This window comes from Streptomyces sp. NPDC020489 (assembly GCF_044386545.1).
Lineage (GTDB): Bacteria > Actinomycetota > Actinomycetes > Streptomycetales > Streptomycetaceae > Streptomyces.
In genome coordinates, this window is record NZ_JBIRUZ010000008.1 from 241,016 (window position 1) to 266,410 (window position 25,395).

The following is a 25,395-nucleotide window of genomic DNA, read 5'->3' on the forward strand; positions in this document are numbered from 1 at the left end:
CTCCTCGTAGTCGGCGCCGACTGTCTGTTGTCCGCGCCCCAGCCCCCCACCCTCGCGTCTCCGCACCATCCAGGGCCAGAGGCACGTAGGGGCGCCGGGAACCTCCCGCCCCCGGCACCCCGGGCGCCCCCGGCACCCCGCGCCCCCGCAGTAGGAACCGCCCAAGCCCTACCCTCAGCCGTTCGGCGACGACGCCGTCAGCGGCCGGGCGATGTCCTCCAGGGACCGCCCCTCCGCCCGGACCGCCAGCAGTACCGCCACGAGACCCGCCAGGCACATCAGCGTCGCGCCGATCTGGAAGGCGAGGACCGTGTCGCCGACCTTCCCCGTCTCGGTGAGGTCGGCGAAGATCAGCGGGCCGCTGATGCCGCCGGCCGCCGTGCCGAGGGCGTAGAAGAAGGCGATGGACATGGCGCGGGTCTCCATCGGGAAGATCTCGGAGACCGTGAGGTACGCGCTCGACGCGCCGGCCGAGGCGAAGAAGAGGACCGCGCACCAGCAGGCCGTCAGGGTGGTCGCGTCCAGGGCGCCGCGGTCGAAGAGCCAGGCCGTGCCGAAGAGGAACAGGCCCGACAGGAGGTAGGTCGAGGAGATCATCACTCGGCGGCCCACCGTGTCGAAGAGCTTGCCGAGCAGCAGCGGGCCCATGAAGTTGCCGATCGCGATCACCGCGAAGTAGTAGCCGGTGCTGCCGGTCGGGACGTCGTAGAACTTGGTGAGGATCGCGCCGAAGCCGAAGGTGATGGCGTTGTAGAGGAACGCCTGGCCGATGAAGAGGGCGAAGCCGAGGATCGCGCGGCGGCGGTACTTGGAGAAGACCGTGCGGGCGATCTCCGCGAAGGTCACGCCGCCCCGCTGGTGGATGGTGAGTTCGGCGTCCGGCGAGGGCTCCGGGAGGCGTTCGCCGCGTTCCGACTCCACCTGCCGCTCGATCGAGGAGACGATCTCCTCCGCCTCCTCCTCACGGCCGTGGATCAGCAACCACCGCGGGCTTTCGGGGACGTGACGGCGTACGAGGAGAATCACCAGGGCCAGGACCGCGCCCAGCGCGAACGTCAGGCGCCAGCCCACGTCCTTCGCCAGGACGGACGTGTCCAGCGCGACGATCGACAGCAGGGAGCCGCCCACCGCGCCCAGCCAGAAGCTGCCGTTGATCATGAGGTCGACGCGGCCGCGGTACTTCGCCGGGATCAGCTCGTCGATGGCGGAGTTGATCGCCGCGTACTCGCCGCCGATCCCGAACCCGGTCAGGAAGCGGAAGGTGAAGAACCACCAGGTCGAGAAGGACACCGCGGTGAGTGCCGTGGCCGCCAGGTACACGGCCAGGGTGATCATGAACAGTTTCTTGCGGCCCCACTTGTCCGTGAGCCGGCCCCAGAAGAGTGCCCCCGCGCACGCCCCCGCGACATACAGGGCCGCGGCCAGCCCGGTCACCTGGCCGGAGGAGATCGGCAGGCCGCTGCCCGGCTCCGACAGCCTTCCCGCGATGTTGCCGACGACCGTCACTTCCAGGCCGTCGAGAATCCATACGGTTCCTAGTCCGATGACGATCGTCCAGTGCCAGCGCGACCATGGCAGGCGGTCGAGTCTCGCAGGGATGTTCGATGTCACGGTCCGGCCGGTCCCGGCCTGTGCGGTGGTCATGGGCCCCCTCCACGTCGAGTGAGAACCCGGTTCGGGTGCCCGCGAAGGAGCCGTTCTACGCCCGTCGCCCGAGCCCGCGGCCAGGGCCTGTTCGGACAGTGGCCTCGTCGCCCGGAGGGCGGCTACTGTCGCAGGCCCTACGCCCCCAGCGCCCGGGCGAGCGTGTAGATCAGCAGGCCCGCCAGCGAGCCCACCACCGTGCCGTTGATCCGGATGAACTGAAGGTCCCGGCCGATGTGGGCCTCGATCTTCCGGGTGGTGTGCTCGGCGTCCCAGCCCGCCACCGTGTCCGTGATCAGCGAGGTGATCTCGTGGCGGTACGTCGAGACCACGTACACCGCGGCGCCCTCGACCCAGCCGTCCACCTTGGCCTGGAGCCGGGGCTCGACCGCCATCCGCGCCCCGAGCGACAGCAGCGACGCCCGTACCCGCAGCCGCAGTTCGCTGCGCTCGTCCTCGGCGGCGGAGACGATCATCGAGCGTACGGCGGTCCACGCGGACGCGATCAGGTCCTGGACCTCGCCCCGGCCCAGCACCTCGCCCTTGAGGCGCTCGACGCGCGCGCGGGTGTCGGTGTCGGACTGGAGGTCGGAGGCGAAGTCGGCCAGGAAGCGGTCCAGCGCGCCCCGGGCCGGGTGCGAGGGCATGTCCCGCATCTCGGTCACGAACCGCAGGAGTTCCCGGTAGACGCGCTCGCCGACCTTCTTGTCGACGAACCGGGGGGTCCAGCCCGGGGCGCCGCCCTGGACGGCGTCCATGACCTGTTCGTCGTGCAGGACGAGCCAGTCGTGCGCCCGCGCCACCACCAGGTCCACCACCCGCCGGTGGCCACCGTCGGCGACGATCTTCTCCAGCATCTTGCCGATCCCGGGCGCGATCTCCTGGGCGTCGGCCCGCCGGGTGATCGCCTCGCCCACGACGGCCTGCACATCGGAGTCCCGCAGCACGGTCAGCGCCCCGCGCAGGGCCGCCGACAGCTCCGCCGTGACCCGGTCGGCGTGCTCGGGCTCCGCCAGCCAGGCGCCGAGCCTGCCGCCGATGCCGACCGCGCGCAGCCGCTGCCGCACGACGTCCTGGGAGAGGAAGTTCTCGCCGACGAACTCCCCCAGCGACACCCCGAGCTGGTCCTTCTTCGTCGGGATGATCGCGGTGTGCGGGATGGGCAGGCCGAGCGGCCGGCGGAAGAGCGCCGTGACGGCGAACCAGTCCGCGAGCGCGCCGACCATGCCCGCCTCGGCGGCCGCGGCGACATACCCGGCCCAGGCGCCCGCGCCGTGGTGCGCGGCGACCTCGGCGAGCACGTACACGACCGCCACGAACAGCAGCAGCCCGGCCGCCGTGAGCTTCATCCGGCGCACGCCGCGCTGCTTCTCCTCGTCGGCGGCGCTGAACGCGGTCATCGCGCGGTTACCGGCGGCGACCGGACGGGCATGCTGCCCCACGTCCGCGACATCCGCTTCGTCTGGTTTCGTGCTGTCCATCCACTCCACCCGTTCGTGATCCCCCGCACACATTGTCCCTTCCTGACCGACTCCTGGAACGGATCAGGAGTTCCCGACGTCTGTCAGGTCGGGGGGAGCTCACTGCTGAACTCCGGTGGCCCAATGGGGGGTCTGTTCAACCACCCCTCATCTCATGACGCATCATGAGGTGATCACATCGGAGCCTGGGGCTCCCATCTGCCCGAGGAGAACCGCACCGCATGACCAGGCGTCACGGTTATGCCCTGCTGTCCGCGATCGTCGCCCTGATCGTGATGCTGTCCGCCGCCCTGTACGTCGGTGTCGCCGCCGACGACGGCAGCACGGACAAGCGCGAGACACTCGCCCAGGGCCCCGGCCCGCGCAACCCCGCCGCCCCGGCCTCCACCGGCACCTGGGTCGGCGCATGGTCCACCTCCCCGGCCGCCGCGGAGCCCGGCACGGAGACCGAGGGCATGGCGGGCCGCTCGGTACGCAACGTCGTCCACACCGCCGTCGGCGGTACGAGTGCCCGCATCACGCTCTCCAACCTCTACGGCCAGTCCCCGCTGACCATCACGCACGCGTCGATCGCCGTCGCCGCGAGCGAGGACACGGCCGCCGCGGCCGGCGACAGCATGCGGCGCCTCACCTTCGGCGGCAGCACCACGGTCGTCGTCCCGGCCGGCGGGCAGGTCATGAGCGACGCGGTGCGGATCGCCATCGCCCACGGCAGCGACGTCCTGGTCACCACCTACTCCCCCACGCCGTCCGGGCCGGTCACCTACCACCCGCACGCCCGGCAGATCTCCTACGTCGCCGACGGCGACCTCACCGAGGACGTCACGGGGACGGCGTACACCGAGCAGACCCCGTACTGGCGCTACCTCACCGCGCTGGACGTGCTGAGCAACGAGGCCGAGGGGACCGTCGTCGCGCTCGGCGACTCCCTCACCGACGGCATCACCTCCACCGAGGGCGCCAACCGCCGCTGGACCGACGTCCTCGCGCAGCGGCTGCGCACCGCGATCGAGTCCGGCCGCGACCTGCCCCGCTACAGCGTGGTCAACGAGGGCATCAGCGGCAACCAGGTCCTCGCCAACGGGCCGGGCCGCCCCGCCGACAACCAGAGCGGCATCGGGCGCTTCCCGCGCGACGTGCTGGGCCGCACCAACGTCAAGGTCGTCGTCGTCGACCTCGGCGTCAACGACATCCTCCGCAACCCGGACCTCGCCGACCCCGACAGGATCCTCGACGGCCTGCGCACCCTGGTCCGCCAGGCGCACGCCCGCGGCATCAAGGTCGTCGGCGCCACCCTGATGCCCTTCCAGGGCCACCGCGGGTACACCGGGGCGCGGGAGGACGTACGGCAGCGGATCAACGCCGAGATCCGCGCCGGCAAGGTGTACGACGCGGTCGTCGACTTCGACGAGGCGCTGCGGGACCCGTACAACCCGCGCAGGCTGCGCTCCGACTACGACTCCGGGGACCATCTGCACCCCAGCGACAGGGGTTACGCGCGGATGGCGGAGATGTTCGACCTGGAGGACCTGAAGGGGTCGGCACCGGCGGAGCTCTAGAGCGCCTCCGAGGAGGACCGCTCAGTACTCGTCCCGGCGGTCGTGCCGGTCGCGGCGGTCGCGCATCAGGTCCCGGTGGCCGTCCAGCAGGTGGTGGTGCGCGTCCCGCGCGTCGTCGCGGAAGGACTCGTGCAGCTCGCGCCGGGACGACTGGGAGTCCAGCTTCCGCCGCCTGCGCTCCGCCCTGGGCAGCTTCCGGTACACCTCGACACCGCCCATCAGGGCGAGCCCGGTGACGATCACCCGCGGGGCCTGCGGATCGTCCGGCTCCTCGTGGGCGCGCTCGTCGAAGCCGCCCATGATCCCGACCCCGCGCACGACGACCTCGACACCCGGCGGCACGATCACCTCGATACCGCCCATGATCGCCACGCAGGTGATCTCGACCTCGCGGTCCGCGAAGTCCGCCTCGCGCAGGTCGATCTCACCCCCGCCCCAGAAGGCGAAGCCGGTGAACCGCCTCGGCACCGTCCACCGGCCCTTGCGCTGGAACCCGGACATCACGGCCGCGGCCCACGACGACGAACCCTCGCCGCCCGTGATCCGCGAGGCCCAACTCCCGTCCGCCACCGGCCCCTTGCTCAGGTTCACCGCCGGGACGGGAGAGGTCGGCAGATCGCGGGTGATCGGGGTCAGCTCGCCGTACGTCTTCGCCTTGTACGTGGCGTCCAGCCGCTCCTCGAACTCCTCCATGTCGAGACGGCCCTCCGCGAGGGCGTCCCGCAGGATCTCGGCGACCCGCTCACGATCGGCGTCGGAGGCCCGAAGGTCCGGGAGTTCGTCGGTCATGGAAGCAGCCTACGAGCTACGGGCGCGAGCGGCTACGAGACCGCTTTCTCGGATTGCTCGGCGTACATGGTCGCGATCACCGCCTCGATGTCCGGCTCCCGCACCGACAGGTCCACCATCGGGTACTCCGCCGCGATCCGCGCCACCAGCGGCGCCGCCGACTGCCCCGCCGGGAACGCCAGCCACTGCCGCGGCCCCTCCACCCGCACCACCCGCGCCGGCGGTGCCTCGATCGGCGGCAGCTCCCGCTCCAGGTCCACCACCAGCGTCCGCTCGCTCTCCCCCACCTCGTGCAGCCCGGCGAGCGGGCCGTCGTACATCAGGCGGCCGTGGTCGATGACCATCACCCGGGAGCACAGCTGCTCGATGTCCTGGAGGTCGTGCGTGGTCAGCAGGACCGTCGTGCCGCGCTCGGTGTTCAACTCCCGCAGGAAACCACGGACCTTGGCCTTGGAGATGACGTCCAGACCGATCGTCGGCTCGTCCAGGTACAGCACCTCGGGGTCGTGCAGCAGCGCCGCCGCGATGTCACCGCGCATCCGCTGCCCGAGGGAGAGCTGGCGCACGGGGACGTCCAACAGGTCCGCCAGTTCCAGAAGTTCGACACAGCGGTCGAGATTCTCGCGGTAACGGGCGTCGGGAATGCGGTACATGCGGTGCATCAGCCGGTACGAGTCGATCAGCGGCAGGTCCCACCACAGGGTCGTGCGCTGGCCGAACACCACGCCGATCCGGCGCGCCAGACGCGAGCGCTCACGGGAGGGGTCGATGCCCGCCACCCGCAACCGGCCGCCGCTCGGCGTGAGGATGCCGGTCAGCATCTTGATCGTGGTCGACTTGCCCGCGCCGTTCGGACCGATGTAGCCGACCATCTCCCCGCGCGCCACCCGGAAGGAGATCGAGTCGACCGCCCGCACCTCGCGCCGCTCCCGTTTCAGCCAGCCGGTCTTCTTGCGGACCTCGAAGACCTTCTCCACGCCCTCCAGCTCGATGAAGGCCTCGTCGCGTCCCTCGTCCATGACCCCTCAGTTCCCCGTGCTCTGATACGTCCGCAGCCCCACCCGCCAGCTCAGCCCCGCCAGCGCGCAGCACCCCACCGCCACCAGCGGCGACAGGAACGCCACCCAGTCCGGCAGCCCGAGCGGCAGCGGCAGCCCCAGCACATAGGTGGCCGGCAGCCAGTTCACGAAGGCCAGCGGCAGCACGAACGTCACCCCGCGCACCAGCTCCGTCGCGAACACCGTCGGCGGGTACTGGAGCATCGTCGTCCCGCCGTAGGTGAACGCGTTCTGCACCTCGGAGGCGTCCTTCGCCACGAACTGGAAGGCCGCGCCCGCGATGAACACCGCGCCGAAGATCCCGGCGCCGCTCAGGACCATCACCGGCATCAGCAGCAGCTTCAGCGGCGTCCAGTCGATGTCGACCGTGGCCAGCGCGTACCCCAGCACCATCAGCCCCTGGGTGATCCGGCCGAGCCGGCGCAGCCCGAACTGGTCCCCCGCCATCTGCGCGAGCACCGGCGCCGGACGCACCAGCAGCGTGTCCAGCGTGCCGTCCCGCACCCGCCGGCCCAGCTTCTCCATCGAGCCGAGCAGCAGATCGGCCAGCCCGAACGCGGTACTGGCCAGGCCATACAGGAACGCGACCTGAGGCAGGTCGTAGCCGCCGAGGGCGTCGACCCGGGAGAACATCAGCATGATCGCGACGAAGTCCAGCGCGGTCGCGGTGAAGTTGCCCAGCGTGGTCATGACGAAGGAGGCGCGGTAGGCCATCGTGGAGCGGATCCACATCGCGGAGACCAGACGGTAGGCCCGCAGCCCCTCCACGAACCGGCTCGGCTCAGCCACCCTGCACCACCACCCTGCGCGTCGCCGCCCCCTGCACCATCCGCCCGGCCGCCAGCAGCACCACCGCCCACATCGCCTGGAAGGCGTACGTGCCGAGCGGATCCGCGTGCCCCATCAGCACGTCCGCGGGCGCTTGGAGCAGCGAGGACCAGGGCAGCGCCCGGACGACCTCGCCGAGCGTGCCCGGGAAGACGTTCAGCGGCAGGATCATGCCCGAGCAGAACCACCCGGCGAACATCACCATCTGCGCCACCCCGGTGCCGTCCAGCAGCCAGAACGCGCTCAGCGCCACCAGGTACCGGATGCCGAAGCTGACCAGCATCGCCAGCAGCACCGCGACGAGGAACGCCGCCCACGCGGACACCTGGGTCGGCAGCGCCAGGTCGAAGACCAGCGCCCCGAACACGAAGGGGACCACCCCGCGCCCCAGCAGCTCGAACCCGGCGCGGCCCAGGTCGGCCGCGAGCCACCACAGCTGGAGGTCGGCGGGACGGTACAGGTCGATCGCGATGTCACCGGTGCGGATGCGCTCCATCAGCTCGCCCTCCACACCCCCGCCCCCGTTGGCGAGCGTCTTGAACAGCGACTGGCCGAGCCAGACGTAGGTGAGGGCCTGCGCCAGGTCGTAGCCGCCCAGACGCGGCTTCTCGTCCCACAGCGCGGTGTAGGTGTAGACGAGGATCAGCCCGAAGACGGTGTTGGTGAAGACCCCGGCCGCGGTGGCCGCCCGATAGGTCGCGTACCGTCTGAATCCCCCCGCCGCGACGGCCACGTACAACCGCCCCGAACCCATCAGTCCCAGCCCTCCTCGGCCCGCCCGGACACCGAAGCGCAGGAGCCTAGCCCCCCGGTGGTGAGGCACGCCACCCGTTTTCCGGGCAGACGCGTGCCGCTGCGCGGGAACGGAACGCCTGGTGCGAGAGTCTTCATCAGGGGACGCAGAAGGCGTACGAGGGCGTACGACGACGACGTACGACGCAAAGACGTAAAACAGGAGTCCGTGCACGACATGAGTGACGAGCCGCAGCCGCAGCAGCCGAACCAGGGCTGGGCACCCCAGGAGACCCAGGCGGCTGAAGAGCCCGGCGGGAAGAAGCCCAAGCGGCCCAGGCGCACCGGCTGGCGGCGGATCATCCCCACCTGGCGCATGGTGCTCGGCACCTTCGTCATCGGGATACTGCTGCTGTTCGGCCTGTTCTTCCTCGGCTACTCCCTGGTGAAGATCCCGCCCGCCAACGCCCTGGCCATCAAGCAGTCCAACGTCTACCTGTACGCGGACGGCTCCCAGCTCGCCCGCGACGGCGAGGTCAACCGGGAGAGCGTCGGCCTGGCCCAGGTCTCCAAGGACGCCCAGCACGCCGTACTGGCCGCCGAGGACCGCGACTTCTACTCCGAGTCCGCCATCGACCCCAAGGCGATGGTGCGCGCCGGCTGGAACACCGCCACCGGCAAGGGCACCCAGTCCGGCTCGACGATCACCCAGCAGTACGTGAAGAACTACTACCTGGCCCAGGAGCAGACCGTCACCCGCAAGGTGAAGGAGTTCTTCATCTCCATCAAGCTGGACCGGGAGAAGTCCAAGAACGACATCCTCGAGGGCTACCTCAACACCAGCTACTTCGGCCGCAACTCCTACGGCATCCAGGCCGCCGCCCAGGCCTACTACGGCAAGGACGCCACCGACCTCTCCGCGGCCCAGGGCGCCTATCTCGCCGCCCTGCTGAACGCGCCCAGCGAGTACGACGTCGTCGCCCACCCGCAGAACAAGCCCGCCGCCGTGGCCCGCTGGAACTACGTCCTGGACGGCATGGTCAAGGAGGGCTGGCTCAGCGCGTCCGAGCGCTCCGGCCTGGAGTTCCCGATGCCGAAGGAGGCCACCGTCTCCACCGGCATGTCCGGACAGCGCGGCTACCTCGTCGACGCCGTCAAGGACTACCTGGCCGACAACAAGATCCTCACCGCGGACGAGCTCGACGCCGGCGGCTACCGCATCACCACCACCATCCAGAAGAGCAAGCAGGACGCCTTCGTCGACGCCGTCAACGACAAGCTGATGGACAAGCTCGACAAGAAGAACCGCAAGGTCGACACCTACGTCCGCGCGGGCGGCGCCGCCGTCGACCCCAAGACGGGGCAGGTGGTCGCCATGTACGGCGGCATCGACTACGTGAAGCAGTACACCAACAACGCCACCCGCCGGGACTTCCAGGTCGGCTCCACCTTCAAGCCCTTCGTGTTCACCGCGGCCGTCGAGAACGAGTCCACCACCCAGGACGGCCGCACCATCACCCCGAACACGATCTACGACGGCACCAACAAGCGTCCCGTCCAGGGCTGGACCGGCGGCAGCTACGCCCCCGCCAACGAGGACGACGTCTCCTACGGCGACATCACCGTGCGCACCGCCACCGACAAGTCGGTGAACTCGGTGTACGCGCAGATGGCCGTCGACGTCGGCTCCGACAAGGTCGAGCAGACCGCGATCGACCTCGGCATCCCCGCCGACACCCCGGACCTGACCGCGTCGCCGTCCATCGCGCTCGGCGTGAACACCGCCAGCGTGCTGGACATGGCGGAGGCGTACGCCACGCTCGCCAACCACGGCAAGCACGGCACGTACACGATGATCAAGAGCCTCACCAAGGACGGCAAGGACGTCGTCGAGCTGCCGAAGCACAAGACCTCGCAGGCCGTCAGCCGTGCGGCCGCCGACACCACGACGTCGATCCTTCAGAGCGTCGTCGACAACGGCACCGCCACCGCCGCCCTGGCCGCGGGCCGCCCGGCCGCCGGCAAGACCGGCACCGCGGAGGAGGACCAGGCCGCCTGGTTCGCCGGCTACACCCCCGACCTCGCCACCGTGGTCTCGGTGATGGGCCAGGACCCGGTCACCGCCAAGCACAAGTCGCTCTACGGCGTGATGGGCCTGCCCCGCATCAACGGCGGCGGGGCGCCCACCGAGATCTGGGCCCAGTTCACCAAGACCGCCCTGAAGGGCAAGCCGGCCTCCGACTTCGACCTCGAGCTCCAGGAGGGCGCCGACGTCGTCGAGACGCCGCCGCAGCAGCCGAGCGAGGAGCCGTCCGCGGACACCGGGGACGAGGACGACGGCGGCACGACCGACGGGGGCCAGGACACGGGGGGCGAGACCGACGGCGGCACGACCGGCGACACCACCACCACGGGTGGCACGACCGGCGGTGACACCACCGCGGGCGGCGGCACCACCGGGGACACCACCACGGGCGGCGGGACGACCGGCGGCGACACCACGACCACCGGGGGCACGACCGGTGGCCCCACCACCGGCGGCGGCACCGGGGACACCACCACCGGCCAGACCACCGGCGGCACGACGGCGGGCGGCGACCCACCGACCGACGACTGAGGGACCGGTGACCGCGTTTCGTCGGTCACCTCAGTGGCCGCTGGTCGCCTTCAGCCCGACGACGGCGACCAGCAGCAGGCACACGAAGAAGATCCGGGCGGCGGTCGCCGGCTCCCCCAGCGCGACCATCCCGACCACCGCCGCACCGGCCGCCCCGATCCCGACCCAGACGCCGTAGGCGGTACCGATGGGAAGGGAACGGGCGGCCCAGGACAGCAGCAGCATGCTGGCGACGATCCCGGCACCGGTGAACAGACTCGGCACCAGCCGGGTGAAGCCGTCGGTGTACTTCATCCCGACCGACCAGCCGACCTCGAGCAGACCGGCGACGACAAGCAGAACCCAGGCCATGACAGGCACCTCCGAAGGTTTCTCTGAACGGGGGTGCGTCGTCTTTGCGCGGCCCTTCCCAGGCCTCCCGGTACGGCGCGTCTCGTCGGGATGACGTCTCCAACGTAGCAACAGAGCGGCCGAAGGGGCCGGTGACGATGGTCACCAGCCCCTTCGGCCGTGGAACTACAGGTACAGGCCGGTCGAGTCCTCGGACCCCTCGAACCGGTCCGCGGCCACCGCGTGCAGGTCGCGCTCACGCATGAGCACATACGCGACGCCCCGCACCTCGACCTCCGCACGGTCCTCGGGGTCGTACAGAACCCGGTCCCCCGGCTCGACGGTCCGGACGTTCTGCCCGACCGCGACGACCTCGGCCCAGGCCAGCCGCTTGCCGACGGCCGCGGTGGCGGGAATCAGGATGCCGCCCCCGGAACGCCGCTCCCCCTCACCGGTGTCCTGCCGCACGAGTACACGGTCGTGCAGCATCCGGATGGGCAGCTTGTCGTCCTGGGTGCTGTTTCTGTTGGCGCTCACGGCTGAGAACCTACCTGCCTGAGGGGAATCCGTCCGAGCCCGGGTCAGCCCTTGCGACGGCGGGTGCCCAGGACCAGCAGCCCCACCAGACCCACGGCGACGAGCGCCACGGGCACGATGCGCTCCAGACGCGGGGCGCCCTCGCCGTCGACGAACTGGGCCCTGGTGTTGCTGACGGCCCGGTTCACGCCGACGTAGGCCCGTCCGAGCGTGTGGTCGATGTTCGACACGACCTTGGCCTTGGCGTCGCCGACGATCGTCTTCGGGTGCACACGCACCCCGATCTCGTCGAGTGTCTCGGCCAGCTTCGCGCGGCGGAGCTTGATCTCCGCCTCGATCTGCGCCGGGGTTCTGGTGTCCGACGTGTCCGCCACCGTACGGCCTCCGAGGTGTCTGCTGATGCTTGTTCTGGACAGTCTGTCAGTTCGCCGGGCGGCCGCACTGTCAGCACCCCCGGTTAGGCTGGTCCGATGAGCGAGCGACTCCAGCCCGGGGACGTGGCCCCCGCCTTCACCCTCCCCGACGCCGACGGCAATGACGTGTCCCTCTCGGACCACAAGGGCCGCAAGGTCATCGTCTACTTCTACCCGGCGGCGCTGACCCCAGGCTGCACCAAGCAGGCGTGCGACTTCACGGACAACCTGGAGGTCCTGGCCGGCGCGGGCTACGACGTCATCGGCATCTCCCCCGACAAGCCCGAGAAGCTGGCCAAGTTCCGCGACAAGGAAGCCCTGAGGATCACGCTGCTGGCCGACGAGGACAAGACGGTCCTCGACGCCTACGGCGCCTTCGGCGAGAAGAAGAACTACGGCAAGACCTACCTGGGCGTCATCCGCTCCACGATCGTCGTGGACGAGGAGGGCAAGGTCGAACGGGCCCTCTACAACGTCCGGGCGACGGGCCACGTAGCAAAGATCATCAAGGACCTGGGCATCTGACCCTCCCCCCGAGCACCTGCCCCACCCCACCAAGCCTCCCGAGCCAACCCCCGGCCCGGGAGGCTTCGCACATACGCCGCGTGCCCCGGTTCCTTCACCGGTCGAGCGTGACTGTCCGATTAACGGTTCGTTACTCCGTACGGGCCGCGAACGGGCGGCCGGGAACGGAAGGGAACGGCATGGGGGCCAGCGCATATCCGAGGGAGCGGCTTGAGGAGGCGGCTCAGGGGGCTCGGACGTTGACGGAGGCGTGCCAGAGGTTGGGGGTGGATCCGAAGAGCTCGACGCGGTGGTACGTGCTTGGACGGATGAAGAAGCTCGGGGTGGATGTGTCGCACTTCGAGCGGGAGGGGGTGAAGTGGACGCGGGAACTCCTGCAGGAGGCGGTCTCGGCGTCGACGAACATGTGCGAGGTACTGCGGCGTCTCGGGCTTGAGGTCGTCGGCGGCCATCACACCAACATCTCGCGGCGCATCAAGGCCTACGGCATCGACACCTCGCACTTCACGCCGGTGGTCCGCACTGAGCGGCAACGGTTCAACCAGCGCCGCCGACCGGCCGGGGAGATCCTCATCGAGGACGCCTCGGCACATGTCATGCGCATCCCGAGCAGCAGGCTCAAGCGCGCGATGCGCGAGGTGGGCGTGGAGGAGCGCTGCGCTCTGTGCGGGATCGAAGGGGTGTGGCTCGGGGAGCCGCTCCCCCTGGAGGTCGACCACATCGACGGCAACTGGCGCGACAACCGGATCGAGAACCTGCGGCTGCTGTGCCCCAACTGCCACTCGACTACCGACAGTTACCGGGGGCGCGGCAAGGGGCGAGCCTCATGAGCGGGGGCACGCACTACACCCGCGAACGGCTGCTCGAAGCATCAGCTCAGTGTTCCGACCTGGACGAGGTGATCGCCTTCTTCGGCACGCGACCATACGGCTACCTCCGCAAGTACCTCACCAAGCGGTTCGCCCATTTCGGCATCGACATCGCGCACTTCCGCCCCTGCGGGAGACCAGCCCGGCCCACCGCTGACGAACGGCGGGTGGCGGTCGCCGAATCAGTCTCCGTGGCGGAGGTGCTGCGGCGCCTGGGGCGCACGAACAACGGGGCACAGCGTCAGAATCTGCGCAAGTGGATCGCCGACGATCACCCAACGATGGACCACTTTCTGGGGCAAGCACACCAACGGGGAAGGCCGGCACTCAACTCCAAGAGGCCCGAGGAGGTTCTGGTGCAGCACGAAGGCAACCATCGGACAGCGACGAAGCGCCTGCGTCGAGCGCTCAGCGAAGTCGGGGTGGCTGAGGAATGTGTCAGGTGCGGAACGGGCCCGGAGTGGCTCGGCAGGCCCATGACCCTGGAGGTCGATCACATCAACGGGGACTGGAGTGACGACCGGCGGGAGAACCTGCGGCTGCTGTGTCCCAACTGCCACGCGATCACGAACACGTGGTGCCGAGGTGGCCGCCGACGTCCCCCTGAAGCAAACGCCACCTGACCGGTACCATGGCCGTACGCGCGGCCGTGTTGTAACTGGCAGCCAAGCGGCGCTTAGAACGCCGTGGGAGAAATCCCGTGTGGGTTCGAGTCCCACCGGCCGCACGCACAGGGAGGGGCCGTCCATCAGGGCGGCCCCTCCCGCATCTCAGCCCAACAGCTCCCGCACCACCGGCACCAACGCCCGGAACGCCTGGCCGCGATGGCTGATCGTGTTCTTCTCCTCAGCCGTCAGTTCGGCGCAAGTCCTCGTGTCCCCGTCCGGCTGGAGGATCGGGTCGTAGCCGAAGCCGTTGGTGCCGACGGGGGCGTGGCGCAGCAGGCCCCTCAGTCGGCCTTCGACCACTCGCTCCGTGCCGTCGGGCAGGGCCAGGGCGGCGGCGCAGGCGAAGTGGGCGCCGCGGTGTTCGTCGGCGATGTCCGAGAGCTGGGCCAGCAGCAGTTCGAGGTTCGCCTTGTCGTCCCCGTGCCTGCCCGCCCAGCGGGCCGAGAAGATGCCCGGGGCGCCGTTCAGTACGTCCACGCACAGGCCGGAGTCGTCGGCGACCGCCGGCAGGCCCGTCGCCCGGGCAAGGGCGTGGGCTTTCAGGAGGGCGTTCTCGGCGAAGGTGACGCCTGTTTCTTTGACGTCGGGCACGTCCGGGTACGCGTCCGCGCCGACGAGGTCGTGGGGCAGGCCCGCGTCGGCGAGGATGGCGTGGAGTTCGGTGATTTTTCCGGCGTTGCGTGTGGCGAGGATCAGGCGGGTCATGGGGTCCAGTATCCCGGCCTGGTCGAGCGCTCGGCTACGACGTGCAGACCTTCGTCAGTTCGCCCGCCGCGTCCGTGATGGGGGTGAGGTCGGGTGTCTCGTCGCCGTTCTTCACGGCCGTACGGACGTTGCCGACCGCGGTGTTGAGGTCGTCGACGGCCGCGTTCACGTCGGCGTTGTCGGTCTTGTCGCCGAGGTCGTCGAGGTTGTTGTCGATGGTGGTGAGGGACTCCTCGATCTGCGTCGGGTCGTTGGACGCGTTCTCGACGGCCTGCTGGAGGTCGGTCACGCTGTCGGCGACGGCCTCGGCGGTCTGGACGCAGTCCAGGGCCTTGTTGACCGCGTCGCAGCCGGTCGTGAGTCCTACCGTCAGTCCGACGGCCGCCACCACTGCGGCGATGGCGGTACCTCGACGGCGTCGGCTCTCGGCCATGGTGATGGTCCTCCCTTGCTCAGCCCCAAGGGCCCCCGTGTGTGTACTGGCCGGGCGCACGGTGGTGTGCCGTGCGCCCGTACCGGTAGTGACGCGAGGGCGGGCCGGCGGGTTGCCCGCTCCGACCGTTTTTTCTTGGTGCGCCCTTTACTTTTCGAGGACGGTATCAAGGGCGTCGCGCTGGAGGACAGCGAGTTCCGTGCAGCCCGAAACGGCAAGGTCCAGAAGGGAGTTCAGCTCGTCGCGGGCGAAGGGCTCGGCCTCCGCGGTGCCCTGGACCTCGACGAAGCGGCCGTCGCCGGTGCAGACGACGTTCATGTCGGTCTCGGCGCGGACGTCCTCCTCGTAGCAGAGGTCCAGCAGCGGTACGCCGCCGACGATGCCGACCGAGACCGCGGAGACCGTGCCGGTCAGCGGCTGGCGGCCCGCCTTGATCAGCTTCTTGCCCTGGGCCCAGGAGACCGCGTCGGCGAGTGCCACGTACGCGCCGGTGATGGCGGCGGTGCGGGTGCCGCCGTCGGCCTGGAGGACGTCGCAGTCGAGGACGATGGTGTTCTCGCCGAGCGCCTTGTAGTCGATGACCGCGCGCAGGGAGCGGCCGATGAGGCGGCTGATCTCGTGGGTGCGGCCGCCGATCTTGCCGCGGACGGACTCGCGGTCGCCGCGGGTGTTGGTGGCGCGGGGGAGCATGGAGTACTCGGCGGTCACCCAGCCCTCGCCGCTGCCCTTGCGCCAGCGGGGGACGCCTTCGGTGACGGAGGCGGTGCAGAAGACCTTCGTGTCGCCGAAGGAGACGAGGACGGAGCCCTCGGCGTGCTTGCTCCAGCCGCGTTCGATGGTGACGGGGCGGAGCTGTTCGGGGGTGCGGCCGTCGATTCGAGACATGGCGCTGAGCCTAGCGGCACATGCGGAAGGGGCTCCTCCCGCGGTGGGTGGAGCCCTTTGCGCAGGTGGCCTCAGGGGCTCACATCATGTCTTCGATCTCCGCGGCGATGGGGTCGGCGTCGGTGCCGATGACGACCTGGATCGCGGTGCCCATCTTGACGACGCCGTGGGCGCCGGCGGCCTTGAGGGCGGCCTCGTCGACGAGCGACGCGTCGTTGACCTCGGTGCGCAGGCGGGTGATGCAGCCCTCGACCTCTTCGATGTTGTCGATGCCGCCGAGTCCGGCGACGATCTTCTCTGCCTTGGTGGCCATGTCGGTCTCCTCATGCACAGTTGGCCCAGCTTCGCGAGCGATTGCGCCGAACGTACCGAAAGATGACGTCACAGCAACCCAATCGTCCGTAACTGGTCTACACCACCTGACAGGCGGTCGCCAACTCATGAGTTCTGAGACCGAGACCGAGATCTCGCCCGCACGCCGGCGCTGGCATTCGGTGTTCCAGGGGCTGCAGAAGATGGGCCGCAGCCTTCAGCTCCCCATCGCCGTCCTGCCGGCCGCGGGCATCCTCAACCGGCTCGGGCAGCCGGACGTGTTCGGGGACGACGGGCTGGGCTGGACGAACGTCGCCAAGGTGATGGCGGGCGCGGGCGGCGCGCTGCTCGACGGTCAGCTCGGGCTGCCGCTGCTGTTCTGCATCGGCGTGGCGATCGGCATGGCCAAGAAGTCGGACGGTTCGACGGCGCTGGCGGCGGTGGTCGGGTTCCTCGTCTACTACACCGTGCTGCGCCAGTTCCCGGAGGACTGTCCCGCCGGGGCGAAGGCGGTGACCGGTATCGGCTGCCAGGCGTCGGCGGACGGCACGGTGGCGGCGTTCACGTTCCAGAACCCCGGTGTCTTCGGCGGCATCGTGATGGGTCTGCTGGCGGCGTTCTTCTGGGCGCGCTATCACCGTACGAAGCTGGTGGACTGGCTCGGCTTCTTCAACGGGCGCCGGCTGGTGCCGATCATCATGGCGTTCGTGGCGATCGTGTTCGCGGCGCTGTGCCTGTGGGTCTGGCCGCCGATCGGCGACGGGCTGGAGAACTTCAGTGACTGGCTGACCGACGCGGGCGCGTGGGGTGCGGGCATCTTCGGCATCGCGAACCGGGCGTTGCTGGTGATCGGGTTGCACCAGTTCCTGAACGTGCCCATCTGGTTCCAGTTCGGCTCGTACACCAAGCCGGACGGTACCGAGGTGCACGGTGACATCAGCATGTTCCTGGCGGGCGACCCGAACGCGGGGCAGTTCACGTCCGGGTTCTTCCCGATCATGATGTTCGCCCTCCCGGCGGCGGCCCTGGCGATCACGCACTGCGCGAGGCCGGGCCGCCGCAAGGAGGTCGGCGGTCTCATGCTCTCCGTCGCCCTGACGTCGTTCGTCACCGGCATCACCGAGCCGATCGAGTACTCGTTCCTCTTCATCGCGCCACTGCTGTACGCGGTGCACGCGCTGCTGACGGGTGTGTCGATGGCGGTGACGTGGGGGCTCGGGGTGCATGACGGGTTCAGCTTCTCGGCCGGGTTGATCGACTACGTCATCAACTGGAACCTGGCGACGAAACCGTGGGCGATCATTCCGATCGGGCTGTGTTTCGCGGCCCTCTATTACGTGGTCTTCCGGTTCGCGATCACGAAGTTCGACCTCAAGACCCCGGGGCGTGAGCCGGAGGAGGAGGTCGAGGACGTGACGAAGGTCTGAGGCCGAAGGCCCCTTTCAACGCGGTTACAGAACCCACGGTTCCCGTCACGGAATCGTGGGTTCCTTACGTCGCCTTCATCGTGCTACAACAGGTCTACACCACTGAGTGGTGTAGACCACCACCCGATGGAGGACGTATGAGTACCGCCACCGACACGGCGGCCCCCGCAAAGAAGCGGGGATCCGGTCTTTTCCAGGGCCTGCAGAAGGTCGGCCGCAGCCTGCAGCTTCCGATCGCCGTGTTGCCGGCGGCGGGCCTGATGGTGCGGCTCGGCCAGCCCGACGTGTTCGGGGCCGACGGCCTCGGCTGGGACAAGGTCGCCCTGGTCTTCGACAAGGCGGGCGGCGCCATCACCGGCAGCCTGCCCCTGCTCTTCTGCATCGGCGTCGCCATCGGCTTCGCCAAGAAGTCCGACGGCTCGACCGCCCTCGCCGCACTCGTGGGCTTCCTCGTCTACAGCAAGGTCCTGGAAGCGTTCCCGGTCACCGAGGCCAAGGTCCAGAAGGGCGCGGACATAGCCGCGACCTACAACAACCCCGGTGTCCTCGGCGGCATCATCATGGGTCTGCTCTCCGCCGTCCTGTGGCAGCGGTACCACCGCAAGAAGCTCGTGGACTGGCTCGGCTTCTTCAACGGCCGCCGGCTCGTCCCGATCATCATGGCCTTCGTCGGCGTCTTCGTCGGTGTCTTCTTCGGTCTGGTCTGGGAGCCGATCGGCGAGGGCATCGGCAACTTCGGCGAGTGGATGACCGGCCTGGGCTCCTTCGGTGCCGCCCTCTTCGGCCTGATCAACCGTGCTCTGATCCCCATCGGCATGCACCAGTTCGTGAACACCGTGGCCTGGTTCCAGCTCGGTGACTTCACCAACGCGGCAGGCGAGGTCGTCCACGGCGACTACAGCCGCTTCCTGGCCGGCGACCCGAGCGCCGGAATGTTCATGTCCGGGTTCTTCCCGATCATGATGTTCGGCCTGCCCGCCGCCGCGATCGCCATCGCTCACACCGCTCGTCCCGAGCGCCGCAAGGCCGTGATGGGCATGATGATCTCGCTCGCGCTGACCTCGTTCGTGACCGGTGTGACCGAGCCGATCGAGTTCTCGTTCATGTTCATCGCCCCGATCCTCTACGGCATCCACGCGCTGCTCACCGCCATCTCCATGGCGGTCACCTGGGGGCTGGGAGTCCACGCCGGCTTCAACTTCTCCGCCGGTTTCATCGACTACGCGCTGAACTGGAACCTCGCCACCAAGCCCTGGCTCATCATCCCGATCGGCCTGGTCTTCGGAGCGATCTACTACTTCGTCTTCCGCTTCGCCATCACCAGGTGGAACCTCCCCACCCCGGGCCGTGAGCCCGAGGAGGAGGTCGAGGACCTCACGAAGGCGTGAGCCCGACCGCCGTACGGCATGACGAAGGCCCCGGGACCGGGATGGTTCCGGGGCCTTCGTGCGCGTACGACGAGTCAGATGTCGTACGACACCCTCGGCGTCGCCAGTTCCACCGGCCCGTCGTAGACCGCGCGGGCGTCGGTGAGGTTGACCTGCGGGTCGGTCCACGGGGGGATGTGGGTGAGGACCAGGCGGCGGGCGCCTGCCCGGGCCGCCGTCTCTCCCGCCTCGCGGCCGTTGAGGTGCAGGTCGGGGATGTCCTCCTTGCCGTGCGTGAACGCGGCCTCGCACAGGAACAGGTCGGTGTCCCGGGCGAGTTCGTCCAGCACGGGGGTGACGCCCGTGTCGCCGGAGTACGTCAGCGACCTGCCGCCGTGCTCGACGCGGATGCCGTACGCCTCGACCGGGTGCGCCACGCGCTCGGTGTGCACGGTGAAGGGGCCGACCTCGAAGGTGGACGGCTTGACCGTGTGGAAGTCGAAGACCTCGCTCATCGAGGAGGCGGAGGGGGTGTCGGCGTAGGCCGTGGTCAGGCGGTGTTCGGTGCCCTCGGGGCCGTAGACCGGGAGGGGGTCGCAGCGGCCGCCCTCGTGGCGGTAGTAGCGCGCGACGAAGTACGCGCACATGTCGATGCAGTGGTCGGCGTGCAGATGGCTGAGGAAGATCGCGTCGAGGTCGTAGAGACCGCAGTGGCGCTGCAACTCGCCCAGGGCACCGTTGCCCATGTCGAGAAGCAGCCGGAAGCCGTCGGCCTCTACGAGGTAGCTCGAGCAGGCCGATTCCGCGGACGGGAACGACCCCGAGCAGCCGACGACGGTGAGCTTCATAAAGCAGAAACCTCCGCTGGCGGTGGTCCGGGAAAACCAGGAATCCAGAAGGTCGGGAAGGGGGACTCGGGGGTCGTGCGGTCCGTCGAGCGTAAGGCGCAAAACCCCCTGTCGCTCCTCCGCCAAGGGCTGTTGTGGGCGAACTCACCTGTGCTGTCACCGGTTCGGCTGGACCGGGGGCGCATGAGGCTGGAGAGAAGGCGCGCGGTCGGCATCGCGCGCCGGTAACGTCGTCCTCATGGACACGTCCTGGTGGTTGGCGCTCGCGGCGGTGGTGCTGCTCGCGCTCGTCGCCACGCTCGTGGACGGGTGGGGGCGCGGGAGCCGGCCGAGCGGGCGCCGGACGCGGCCGCCCGGGCGTCCGGAGCGGCGCGGAACCGTGGCGCGGCCGCGGGCCGCGGAGATCTGGTGGGCGAACGTGCCCTTCGAGGACGGGCCGGGGGCCAAGGACCGGCCCTGTCTGGTGCTCGCGGTGCGCGGGAAGCGCGCGGTCGTCGCGAAGATCACCAGCAAGTACCACGACGAGCGGGCCGGGGTGATCCCGCTGCCTCCGGGTTCGGTGGGCGACGCCCACGGCCGCGCGAGCTTCCTGGAGACGGACGAGCTGCGCGAGGTCCCGGTGTGGGACTTCCGGCGCAGGGTGGGGGTGGTGGACCCGGTCCTGTGGGACCAGGTCCGACACCTGGCGAGCTAGGGCGTGTTGTGAAAAGTGGCCTCTGCCGCGCGACGCCCGGCACGCCCTGCCTGGTTCCCGGCCACGGCCGGGCTCTGGCGCGTGGTCCGGTCGCTCACGCCCAGAGCTGGCCCTGGAGGGTCTCGATGGCCTCTTCCGTCGTCGCCGCGGTGTAGACGCCCGTCGAGAGGTACTTCCAGCCGCCGTCGGCCACGACGAAGACGATGTCCGCGCTCTCCCCCGCCTTCAGCGCCTTGGTGCCGACGCCGATCGCGGCGTGCAGGGCGGCGCCCGTGGAGACGCCCGCGAAGATGCCCTCCTGCTGGAGGAGTTCGCGGGTGCGGGTGACCGCGTCCGCCGAGCCGACCGAGAAGCGGGTGGTCAGGACCGAGGCGTCGTAGAGCTCGGGGACGAAGCCCTCGTCGAGGTTGCGCAGGCCGTACACCAGGTCGTCGTAGCGCGGTTCGGCGGCGACGATCCTGACGTCCGGCTTGTGCTCGCGCAGGTAGCGGCCGACGCCCATCAGGGTGCCCGTGGTGCCGAGTCCCGCCACGAAGTGGGTGATGGAGGGGAGGTCGGTGAGGATCTCCGGGCCGGTCGTGGCGTAGTGGGCGCCCGCGTTGTCGGGGTTGCCGTACTGGTAGAGCATCACCCAGTCGGGGTGCTCGGCGGAGAGTTCTTTGGCGACCCGTACGGCGGTGTTGGAGCCGCCCGCCGCGGGCGAGGGGATGATCTCCGCGCCCCACATCCCGAGCAGGTCCCGGCGTTCCTGCGAGGTGTTCTCGGGCATCACGCAGACCATGCGGTAGCCCTTGAGCTTGGCCGCCATGGCCAGGGAGATGCCGGTGTTGCCGCTGGTCGGCTCCAGGATGGTGCAGCCCGGTGTGAGGCGCCCGTCCTTCTCCGCCTGCTCGATCATGTGCAGGGCCGGGCGGTCCTTGACCGAACCGGTGGGGTTGCGGTCCTCCAGCTTGGCCCAGATGCGGACGTCGGCGGACGGCGACAGCCGCGGCAGGCACACCAGAGGGGTGTTGCCCACCGCGGCCAGCGGGGAGTCGTAGCGCATGGGGATCAGGCCATGCCGCCGGCCACGGCCGGCAGGATCGTGACGTTGTCGCCGTCGGCGAGCTTGGTGTTGATGCCCTCCAGGAAGCGGACGTCCTCGTCGTTGAGGTAGACGTTGACGAAGCGGCGCAGTTCGCCGCCGTCCACGATGCGGGCCTGGACGCCCGGGTGGCGGGTCTCGAGGTCGGCGAAGAGCTCGGCGAGGGTGTCCCCGTTGCCCTCCACCGCCTTCTGGCCGTCGGTGTAGGTGCGGAGGATGGTGGGGATGCGGACCTCGATGGCCATGGCTGAGGGCTCCTGTCGGAAGGGTCTGGTCGGTGGCGCGCGGCAGCGCCGGCATGCGGGTGGTGCGGGCGGGAGCGCCGCGGCTCACGGCCGTACGGCGGCAGGGGGCAGCGTCAACAGATGGCGCTGGCGAGCCTGCACAGGTCGACGTGCAGCCGCGCCACGAGCAGCATGCCCGGCGTCTTCTCGCTCACGTCATCGAAAACCATGGGCTCATCGTATCGATTCCCGGTCGGGGTCCCGGAATGTGATCCCACATGGTGGACGGTTTCCGGCCGGAGTATGAGACCGCACAGCTCAGGCGGACGCCCGCAGGACGAGCCGGGCGGGGACGGGCGACGGCACGGCTCGTTCAGTACGCCTCCACGACCGTGACCTCCTCCTCCGTGATCTCGCCGTCAACGATCCGGTAGGAGCGGAACTGGAAGTCGCCGAGGCCGTCGGTGTCCGCCGTCGAGACCAGGACGTAGTGGGCGCCGGGCTCGTTGGCGTAGGAGACGTCGGTGCGGGAGGGGTAGGCCTCGGTGGCGGTGTGGGAGTGGTAGATGACCACCGGCTCCTCGTCGTGGTCGTCCATCTCGCGGTAGAGCTTGAGCAGGTCGCCGGAGTCGAACTCGTAGAACGTGGGTGACATGGCCGCGTTCAGCATCGGGATGAAGCGCTCGGGGCGGTCGGAGCCGGCCGGGCCCGCGACGACGCCGCAGGCCTCGTCGGGGTGGTCCTTGCGCGCGTGGGCGACGATCTGGTCGACGAGGGCCTGGGTGATGGTCAGCATGCCGGCCAGGATAGACAGAGAGCCGCCCCGTACCGACAGGTGGTACGGGGCGGCCCATATGCCGGACGCCAAAGCCGCAGTGACAGTGGTTGCGGCTGGGGGGCCACGAGAGCCCCCGCCAGTGGACGTCCTGTGGGAGCGGGTCAGCCCGTCTTCTCGGCGCCCGTCTTCTCGACGCACGGCTCACGCCGCCGGGTGATCTCCGGGTTGCGGCTCTTGAGCACCGTCCAGCCGATGCCGAGGGCCACGGCCCAGCCCGCCATGACGTACAGGCAGACGCGCGAGTCGGCGTCGTAGGCGATGAGGCCGGTGACGAAGAGCAGGAAGGCGATGGCGACGTAGGAGCACTTCGCGCCGCCCGGCGCCGGGAAGGAGGAGGCGGGCAGACGGCCCGCGTCGACCGCGCGGCGGTACAGCACGTGGCTGATCAGGATCATCAGCCAGGTCCAGATGCCGGCCGCGGTCGCCACGGAGACCACGTACCCGAAGGCCTTCTCGGGGACGATGTAGTTGAGGACGACCCCGATGCCCATGAAGGCGACGGAGACCGCGATACCGAGGGCCGGGGTCTTGGTGGAGGACAGCTTCTTGAAGGCCGCCGGCGCCTCGCCGCTCTCCGCCAGGTTCCGCAGCATGCGGCCCGTGGAGTACATGCCGGAGTTGCAGGAGGACAGGGCCGCGGTCAGCACGACGAAGTTGACGATGCCGGCGGCGGTCGGGATGCCGATCACCGCGAAGGCCTTCACGAAGGGGCTGACGCCTTCCGCGAACTCGGTCCACTTCACCACGCACAGGATGACGGTCAGGGCGCCGACGTAGAACAGCGCGATCCGCCACGGCAGGGTGTTGATCGCCTTCGGGAGGGTCTTCTCCGGGTTCTCCGACTCACCGGCGGTGACGCCGACCAGTTCGACCGCGAGGTAGGCGAACATGACGCCTTGCAGGGTCATCAGGGACGAGCCGACGCCGTGCGGGAAGAAGCCGTCGAAGGCCCAGAGGTTGGAGACGGCGGCGGTGTCGCCGGCGGCGCTGAAGCCGAAGGTGAGCACGCCCAGGCCGATCACGATCATGCCGATCAGGGCGGTGACCTTGACCATCGAGAACCAGAACTCGAGCTCGCCGAAGACCTTCACGGAGATCAGGTTGACCCCGAAGAGGATCACCAGGAAGGCCAGGGCGGTGACCCATCGCGGGACGTCCGGGAACCAGTAGTGGACGTAGATCGCGGCGGCCGTGAGTTCGGCCATGCCGGTGACGACCCACATCAGCCAGTACGTCCAGCCGGTGAAGTAGCCGAAGAACGGGCCGAGGAACTCCCGGGAGTACTCGGCGAACGAACCCGAGACCGGGCGGTAGAGCAGGAGCTCGCCGAGCGCCCGCATGATGAAGAAGATGATCACGCCGGCGAGGGCGTACATGAGGATCAGGCTGGGTCCGGCCTTGGCGATGTTCGCCCCGGCTCCCAGGAAGAGGCCGACGCCGATGGCGCCGCCGATCGCGATCATCTGGACCTGGCGACTGCCGAGGCCACGCTCGTAACCCTCTTCGGAGGTCTGCTCCGAACCTGTGTCGACCTGAGCGGAGGTCATGTGTGTGGTGCGCCTTTCTCCATGCCGACCCGGGCCTCTCGTCGGCCTCGGATCGGTTCTCGATCCCCCCGGATGGATGGAGCTGAGCGGGCGCGAGGCCCGCTCGTGCCTGGCCGGCGATCCGCCGGCTCGGTGGCGCACCCGACCGAACATACGGGTGGTGTTCGTCGGGCGGTCGTGAAGATTTATCACGGCCGCAACAGAGATCACCTGTGCGAGATGTGGCGCAGCACACAGGGAGAAGGGGACAAAGGGAGACCGGGGCGGGCATACGCCGCGACCACGGTGACATGATCGTTATCCGGATTTGAGCGTCCGCTGAGCGAACACAACATCGTCACAAACTACGGCAGAAGGGTCGTGACGAGGGTTTCCTGGAGTCCGCCCAGCCACAGGTAGGCCATCACCATCGGCTTGCGGGGGTCCTCGTCCGGGAGCCGGTAGAGGAGGTCCGTGTCCTCCTCGTCGGTGATCTCCAGCCGGGAGCCGATGGCGAGGCGCAGGTCGTTGAGGGAGCCGAGCCACTGCCGTGACTCCTGCGGCGACAGCTTCAGCACCGCCCCACCGTCGCCCACCGGGCTCAGCGCGTCCAGGGACCGGACGACCGCGAGGGCGTTCTCCCGCTTGCCGGCCCTGAGGTCGTTCTCGGTGTACCGGCGGAACTCCGAGGAGTACGCCTTCTGCTCCTGGGCCCGCTCGGGTCCCGGGGTGCCCTCGGGGTCGCTGTAGGCGTCGGGGAACAGGCGCCGCAGCACCGGGTCGGAGGGCGGCTCGCTCGGGCCGTCGGCGAACAGCTCGGCGAGGGGGTCGCCGGAGGTGTCCTCGGCGGGGCCGGGGCCGATGAGCTCCAGGAGCTGGACGGCCAGCGACCGGATGATCGAGATCTCGACGTCGTCGAGGGCGACGGCCGCGCCGCCGCCGGGGAGCGGTTCGAAGTGTCCAGGCATGAAGGTCAGTTCAGCTACTTCCGGTCCTGCGAGC

Annotated in this window: 28 protein-coding genes and 1 tRNA gene; 9 read left to right on the forward strand and 20 right to left on the reverse strand. The window is 69.5% G+C overall.

What is annotated here, in order from left to right:
• Positions 1–174: 174 nt before the first annotated feature.
• Both ACH41F_RS23350 and ACH41F_RS23355 read right to left on the reverse strand, forming a co-directional pair.
• Positions 175–1,644: an MFS transporter gene (locus ACH41F_RS23350; RefSeq protein WP_391236063.1), complete on the reverse strand. Its 1,470-nt coding sequence runs from the start codon at positions 1,642–1,644 to the stop codon at positions 175–177.
• A gap of 137 nt (positions 1,645–1,781) precedes the next feature.
• Complete coding sequence (locus tag ACH41F_RS23355; RefSeq protein WP_391236066.1) at positions 1,782–3,125, reverse strand: DUF445 family protein; 1,344 nt, start codon at positions 3,123–3,125, stop codon at positions 1,782–1,784.
• A gap of 221 nt (positions 3,126–3,346) precedes the next feature.
• Between ACH41F_RS23355 and ACH41F_RS23360 the strand changes: the two genes are divergently transcribed.
• Positions 3,347–4,684: an SGNH/GDSL hydrolase family protein gene (locus ACH41F_RS23360; RefSeq protein WP_398837333.1), complete on the forward strand. Its 1,338-nt coding sequence runs from the start codon at positions 3,347–3,349 to the stop codon at positions 4,682–4,684.
• A gap of 21 nt (positions 4,685–4,705) precedes the next feature.
• Here the strand turns inward: ACH41F_RS23360 and ACH41F_RS23365 are convergent, their stop codons facing one another.
• The 4 genes from ACH41F_RS23365 to ACH41F_RS23380 are packed head-to-tail and all read right to left on the reverse strand — an operon-like array spanning position 4,706 to position 8,113.
• Entirely contained in the window at positions 4,706–5,473 is a 768-nt protein-coding gene (locus tag ACH41F_RS23365; RefSeq protein ID WP_391236072.1) for a DUF1707 domain-containing protein, read from the reverse strand.
• Positions 5,474–5,505: 32 nt separating this feature from the next.
• A complete protein-coding gene (locus ACH41F_RS23370; protein WP_391236075.1) occupies positions 5,506–6,492 on the reverse strand; it encodes an ATP-binding cassette domain-containing protein in 987 nt (328 codons plus the stop codon).
• Between the two features lie 6 nt (positions 6,493–6,498).
• A complete protein-coding gene (locus tag ACH41F_RS23375) occupies positions 6,499–7,263 on the reverse strand; it encodes an ABC transporter permease (protein ID WP_398837445.1) in 765 nt (254 codons plus the stop codon).
• Positions 7,264–7,312: 49 nt separating this feature from the next.
• A complete protein-coding gene (locus ACH41F_RS23380) occupies positions 7,313–8,113 on the reverse strand; it encodes an ABC-2 family transporter protein (RefSeq protein ID WP_391236077.1) in 801 nt (266 codons plus the stop codon).
• Between the two features lie 216 nt (positions 8,114–8,329).
• Here ACH41F_RS23380 and ACH41F_RS23385 point away from each other — a divergent pair, with 216 nt between their 5' ends.
• On the forward strand, positions 8,330–10,708 hold the full coding sequence (locus tag ACH41F_RS23385) for a transglycosylase domain-containing protein (protein WP_398837336.1): 2,379 nt from the start codon (positions 8,330–8,332) through the stop codon (positions 10,706–10,708).
• A 30-nt stretch (positions 10,709–10,738) separates the two neighbouring features.
• Here the strand turns inward: ACH41F_RS23385 and ACH41F_RS23390 are convergent, their stop codons facing one another.
• From ACH41F_RS23390 to ACH41F_RS23400, 3 genes are all read right to left on the reverse strand, one after another.
• Positions 10,739–11,059, reverse strand: coding sequence for an SMR family transporter (locus ACH41F_RS23390; protein ID WP_391236082.1), 321 nt, complete (start codon positions 11,057–11,059; stop codon positions 10,739–10,741).
• A gap of 165 nt (positions 11,060–11,224) precedes the next feature.
• A complete protein-coding gene (locus tag ACH41F_RS23395) occupies positions 11,225–11,575 on the reverse strand; it encodes a GroES family chaperonin (RefSeq protein ID WP_391236085.1) in 351 nt (116 codons plus the stop codon).
• Positions 11,576–11,619: 44 nt separating this feature from the next.
• A complete protein-coding gene (locus tag ACH41F_RS23400) occupies positions 11,620–11,949 on the reverse strand; it encodes a DUF3618 domain-containing protein (protein WP_391236088.1) in 330 nt (109 codons plus the stop codon).
• A gap of 96 nt (positions 11,950–12,045) precedes the next feature.
• Between ACH41F_RS23400 and bcp the strand changes: the two genes are divergently transcribed.
• The 4 genes from bcp to ACH41F_RS23420 all read left to right on the forward strand — a co-directional run bounded on the left by bcp (position 12,046) and on the right by ACH41F_RS23420 (position 14,109).
• On the forward strand, positions 12,046–12,513 hold the full coding sequence (gene bcp / locus ACH41F_RS23405; RefSeq protein WP_398837338.1) for a thioredoxin-dependent thiol peroxidase: 468 nt from the start codon (positions 12,046–12,048) through the stop codon (positions 12,511–12,513).
• Between the two features lie 179 nt (positions 12,514–12,692).
• Positions 12,693–13,343, forward strand: coding sequence for an HNH endonuclease signature motif containing protein (locus ACH41F_RS23410; RefSeq protein ID WP_398837340.1), 651 nt, complete (start codon positions 12,693–12,695; stop codon positions 13,341–13,343).
• Entirely contained in the window at positions 13,340–14,005 is a 666-nt protein-coding gene (locus ACH41F_RS23415) for an HNH endonuclease (RefSeq protein ID WP_398837342.1), read from the forward strand. The genes ACH41F_RS23410 and ACH41F_RS23415 overlap by 4 nt, the downstream gene beginning before the upstream one ends.
• A 20-nt stretch (positions 14,006–14,025) precedes the next feature.
• Positions 14,026–14,109 (forward strand) — tRNA-Leu (locus tag ACH41F_RS23420).
• 43 nt (positions 14,110–14,152) lie between these two features.
• Here the strand turns inward: ACH41F_RS23420 and rdgB are convergent.
• The 4 genes from rdgB to ACH41F_RS23440 form a co-directional block, all read right to left on the reverse strand.
• Positions 14,153–14,755, reverse strand: a complete 603-nt coding sequence (gene rdgB / locus ACH41F_RS23425) for an RdgB/HAM1 family non-canonical purine NTP pyrophosphatase (protein WP_398837344.1) — start codon at positions 14,753–14,755, stop codon at positions 14,153–14,155.
• 34 nt (positions 14,756–14,789) lie between these two features.
• Complete coding sequence (locus ACH41F_RS23430) at positions 14,790–15,188, reverse strand: hypothetical protein (protein ID WP_391236097.1); 399 nt, start codon at positions 15,186–15,188, stop codon at positions 14,790–14,792.
• A gap of 147 nt (positions 15,189–15,335) precedes the next feature.
• On the reverse strand, positions 15,336–16,073 hold the full coding sequence (gene rph / locus ACH41F_RS23435; RefSeq protein WP_391236100.1) for a ribonuclease PH: 738 nt from the start codon (positions 16,071–16,073) through the stop codon (positions 15,336–15,338).
• 79 nt (positions 16,074–16,152) lie between these two features.
• Positions 16,153–16,386, reverse strand: a complete 234-nt coding sequence (locus ACH41F_RS23440; protein ID WP_391236103.1) for a glucose PTS transporter subunit EIIB — start codon at positions 16,384–16,386, stop codon at positions 16,153–16,155.
• Between the two features lie 127 nt (positions 16,387–16,513).
• Here ACH41F_RS23440 and ACH41F_RS23445 point away from each other — a divergent pair, with 127 nt between their 5' ends.
• A complete protein-coding gene (locus tag ACH41F_RS23445) occupies positions 16,514–17,812 on the forward strand; it encodes a PTS transporter subunit EIIC (protein WP_391236106.1) in 1,299 nt (432 codons plus the stop codon).
• 137 nt (positions 17,813–17,949) lie between these two features.
• Positions 17,950–19,200, forward strand: a complete 1,251-nt coding sequence (locus ACH41F_RS23450; protein ID WP_398837348.1) for a PTS transporter subunit EIIC — start codon at positions 17,950–17,952, stop codon at positions 19,198–19,200.
• A gap of 74 nt (positions 19,201–19,274) precedes the next feature.
• Here the strand turns inward: ACH41F_RS23450 and ACH41F_RS23455 are convergent, their stop codons facing one another.
• Complete coding sequence (locus tag ACH41F_RS23455; protein ID WP_391236113.1) at positions 19,275–20,027, reverse strand: MBL fold metallo-hydrolase; 753 nt, start codon at positions 20,025–20,027, stop codon at positions 19,275–19,277.
• Positions 20,028–20,265: 238 nt separating this feature from the next.
• Here ACH41F_RS23455 and ACH41F_RS23460 point away from each other — a divergent pair, with 238 nt between their 5' ends.
• Positions 20,266–20,721, forward strand: coding sequence for a type II toxin-antitoxin system PemK/MazF family toxin (locus ACH41F_RS23460; protein ID WP_391236116.1), 456 nt, complete (start codon positions 20,266–20,268; stop codon positions 20,719–20,721).
• Positions 20,722–20,815: 94 nt separating this feature from the next.
• Here the strand turns inward: ACH41F_RS23460 and ACH41F_RS23465 are convergent, their stop codons facing one another.
• The 6 genes from ACH41F_RS23465 to ACH41F_RS23490 all read right to left on the reverse strand — a co-directional run bounded on the left by ACH41F_RS23465 (position 20,816) and on the right by ACH41F_RS23490 (position 25,361).
• A complete protein-coding gene (locus ACH41F_RS23465) occupies positions 20,816–21,766 on the reverse strand; it encodes a PLP-dependent cysteine synthase family protein (protein WP_398837351.1) in 951 nt (316 codons plus the stop codon).
• A gap of 5 nt (positions 21,767–21,771) precedes the next feature.
• A complete protein-coding gene (locus tag ACH41F_RS23470) occupies positions 21,772–22,050 on the reverse strand; it encodes a MoaD/ThiS family protein (protein ID WP_353696802.1) in 279 nt (92 codons plus the stop codon).
• Between the two features lie 113 nt (positions 22,051–22,163).
• Complete coding sequence (locus tag ACH41F_RS23475; RefSeq protein WP_310736469.1) at positions 22,164–22,259, reverse strand: putative leader peptide; 96 nt, start codon at positions 22,257–22,259, stop codon at positions 22,164–22,166.
• A gap of 143 nt (positions 22,260–22,402) precedes the next feature.
• On the reverse strand, positions 22,403–22,825 hold the full coding sequence (locus ACH41F_RS23480) for a Mov34/MPN/PAD-1 family protein (protein WP_391236124.1): 423 nt from the start codon (positions 22,823–22,825) through the stop codon (positions 22,403–22,405).
• Positions 22,826–22,968: 143 nt separating this feature from the next.
• Positions 22,969–24,414 (reverse strand): amino acid permease, encoded by a 1,446-nt coding sequence (locus tag ACH41F_RS23485; RefSeq protein WP_398837354.1) that lies wholly within the window; start codon positions 24,412–24,414, stop codon positions 22,969–22,971.
• Positions 24,415–24,758: 344 nt separating this feature from the next.
• Positions 24,759–25,361 (reverse strand): DUF2017 domain-containing protein, encoded by a 603-nt coding sequence (locus tag ACH41F_RS23490; protein WP_398837356.1) that lies wholly within the window; start codon positions 25,359–25,361, stop codon positions 24,759–24,761.
• Positions 25,362–25,395 lie beyond the last annotated feature (34 nt).

What these genes read in the sequence shown, in the direction of transcription:
- ACH41F_RS23350 (WP_391236063.1), bottom strand. Translation starts at nt 1,644, where the DNA reads ATGACCACCGCACAGGCCGGGACCGGCCGGACCGTGACATCGAACATC.
- ACH41F_RS23355 (WP_391236066.1), bottom strand. Translation starts at nt 3,125, where the DNA reads ATGGACAGCACGAAACCAGACGAAGCGGATGTCGCGGACGTGGGGCAG.
- ACH41F_RS23360 (WP_398837333.1), top strand. Translation starts at nt 3,347, where the DNA reads ATGACCAGGCGTCACGGTTATGCCCTGCTGTCCGCGATCGTCGCCCTG.
- ACH41F_RS23365 (WP_391236072.1), bottom strand. Translation starts at nt 5,473, where the DNA reads ATGACCGACGAACTCCCGGACCTTCGGGCCTCCGACGCCGATCGTGAG.
- ACH41F_RS23370 (WP_391236075.1), bottom strand. Translation starts at nt 6,492, where the DNA reads ATGGACGAGGGACGCGACGAGGCCTTCATCGAGCTGGAGGGCGTGGAG.
- ACH41F_RS23375 (WP_398837445.1), bottom strand. Translation starts at nt 7,263, where the DNA reads ATGTGGATCCGCTCCACGATGGCCTACCGCGCCTCCTTCGTCATGACC.
- ACH41F_RS23380 (WP_391236077.1), bottom strand. Translation starts at nt 8,113, where the DNA reads ATGGGTTCGGGGCGGTTGTACGTGGCCGTCGCGGCGGGGGGATTCAGA.
- ACH41F_RS23385 (WP_398837336.1), top strand. Translation starts at nt 8,330, where the DNA reads ATGAGTGACGAGCCGCAGCCGCAGCAGCCGAACCAGGGCTGGGCACCC.
- ACH41F_RS23390 (WP_391236082.1), bottom strand. Translation starts at nt 11,059, where the DNA reads ATGGCCTGGGTTCTGCTTGTCGTCGCCGGTCTGCTCGAGGTCGGCTGG.
- bcp (WP_398837338.1), top strand. Translation starts at nt 12,046, where the DNA reads ATGAGCGAGCGACTCCAGCCCGGGGACGTGGCCCCCGCCTTCACCCTC.
- ACH41F_RS23410 (WP_398837340.1), top strand. Translation starts at nt 12,693, where the DNA reads ATGGGGGCCAGCGCATATCCGAGGGAGCGGCTTGAGGAGGCGGCTCAG.
- ACH41F_RS23415 (WP_398837342.1), top strand. Translation starts at nt 13,340, where the DNA reads ATGAGCGGGGGCACGCACTACACCCGCGAACGGCTGCTCGAAGCATCA.
- rdgB (WP_398837344.1), bottom strand. Translation starts at nt 14,755, where the DNA reads ATGACCCGCCTGATCCTCGCCACACGCAACGCCGGAAAAATCACCGAA.
- ACH41F_RS23430 (WP_391236097.1), bottom strand. Translation starts at nt 15,188, where the DNA reads ATGGCCGAGAGCCGACGCCGTCGAGGTACCGCCATCGCCGCAGTGGTG.
- rph (WP_391236100.1), bottom strand. Translation starts at nt 16,073, where the DNA reads ATGTCTCGAATCGACGGCCGCACCCCCGAACAGCTCCGCCCCGTCACC.
- ACH41F_RS23440 (WP_391236103.1), bottom strand. Translation starts at nt 16,386, where the DNA reads ATGGCCACCAAGGCAGAGAAGATCGTCGCCGGACTCGGCGGCATCGAC.
- ACH41F_RS23445 (WP_391236106.1), top strand. Translation starts at nt 16,514, where the DNA reads ATGAGTTCTGAGACCGAGACCGAGATCTCGCCCGCACGCCGGCGCTGG.
- ACH41F_RS23450 (WP_398837348.1), top strand. Translation starts at nt 17,950, where the DNA reads ATGAGTACCGCCACCGACACGGCGGCCCCCGCAAAGAAGCGGGGATCC.
- ACH41F_RS23455 (WP_391236113.1), bottom strand. Translation starts at nt 20,027, where the DNA reads ATGAAGCTCACCGTCGTCGGCTGCTCGGGGTCGTTCCCGTCCGCGGAA.
- ACH41F_RS23460 (WP_391236116.1), top strand. Translation starts at nt 20,266, where the DNA reads ATGGACACGTCCTGGTGGTTGGCGCTCGCGGCGGTGGTGCTGCTCGCG.
- ACH41F_RS23465 (WP_398837351.1), bottom strand. Translation starts at nt 21,766, where the DNA reads ATGCGCTACGACTCCCCGCTGGCCGCGGTGGGCAACACCCCTCTGGTG.
- ACH41F_RS23470 (WP_353696802.1), bottom strand. Translation starts at nt 22,050, where the DNA reads ATGGCCATCGAGGTCCGCATCCCCACCATCCTCCGCACCTACACCGAC.
- ACH41F_RS23475 (WP_310736469.1), bottom strand. Translation starts at nt 22,259, where the DNA reads ATGGTTTTCGATGACGTGAGCGAGAAGACGCCGGGCATGCTGCTCGTG.
- ACH41F_RS23480 (WP_391236124.1), bottom strand. Translation starts at nt 22,825, where the DNA reads ATGCTGACCATCACCCAGGCCCTCGTCGACCAGATCGTCGCCCACGCG.
- ACH41F_RS23485 (WP_398837354.1), bottom strand. Translation starts at nt 24,414, where the DNA reads ATGACCTCCGCTCAGGTCGACACAGGTTCGGAGCAGACCTCCGAAGAG.
- ACH41F_RS23490 (WP_398837356.1), bottom strand. Translation starts at nt 25,361, where the DNA reads ATGCCTGGACACTTCGAACCGCTCCCCGGCGGCGGCGCGGCCGTCGCC.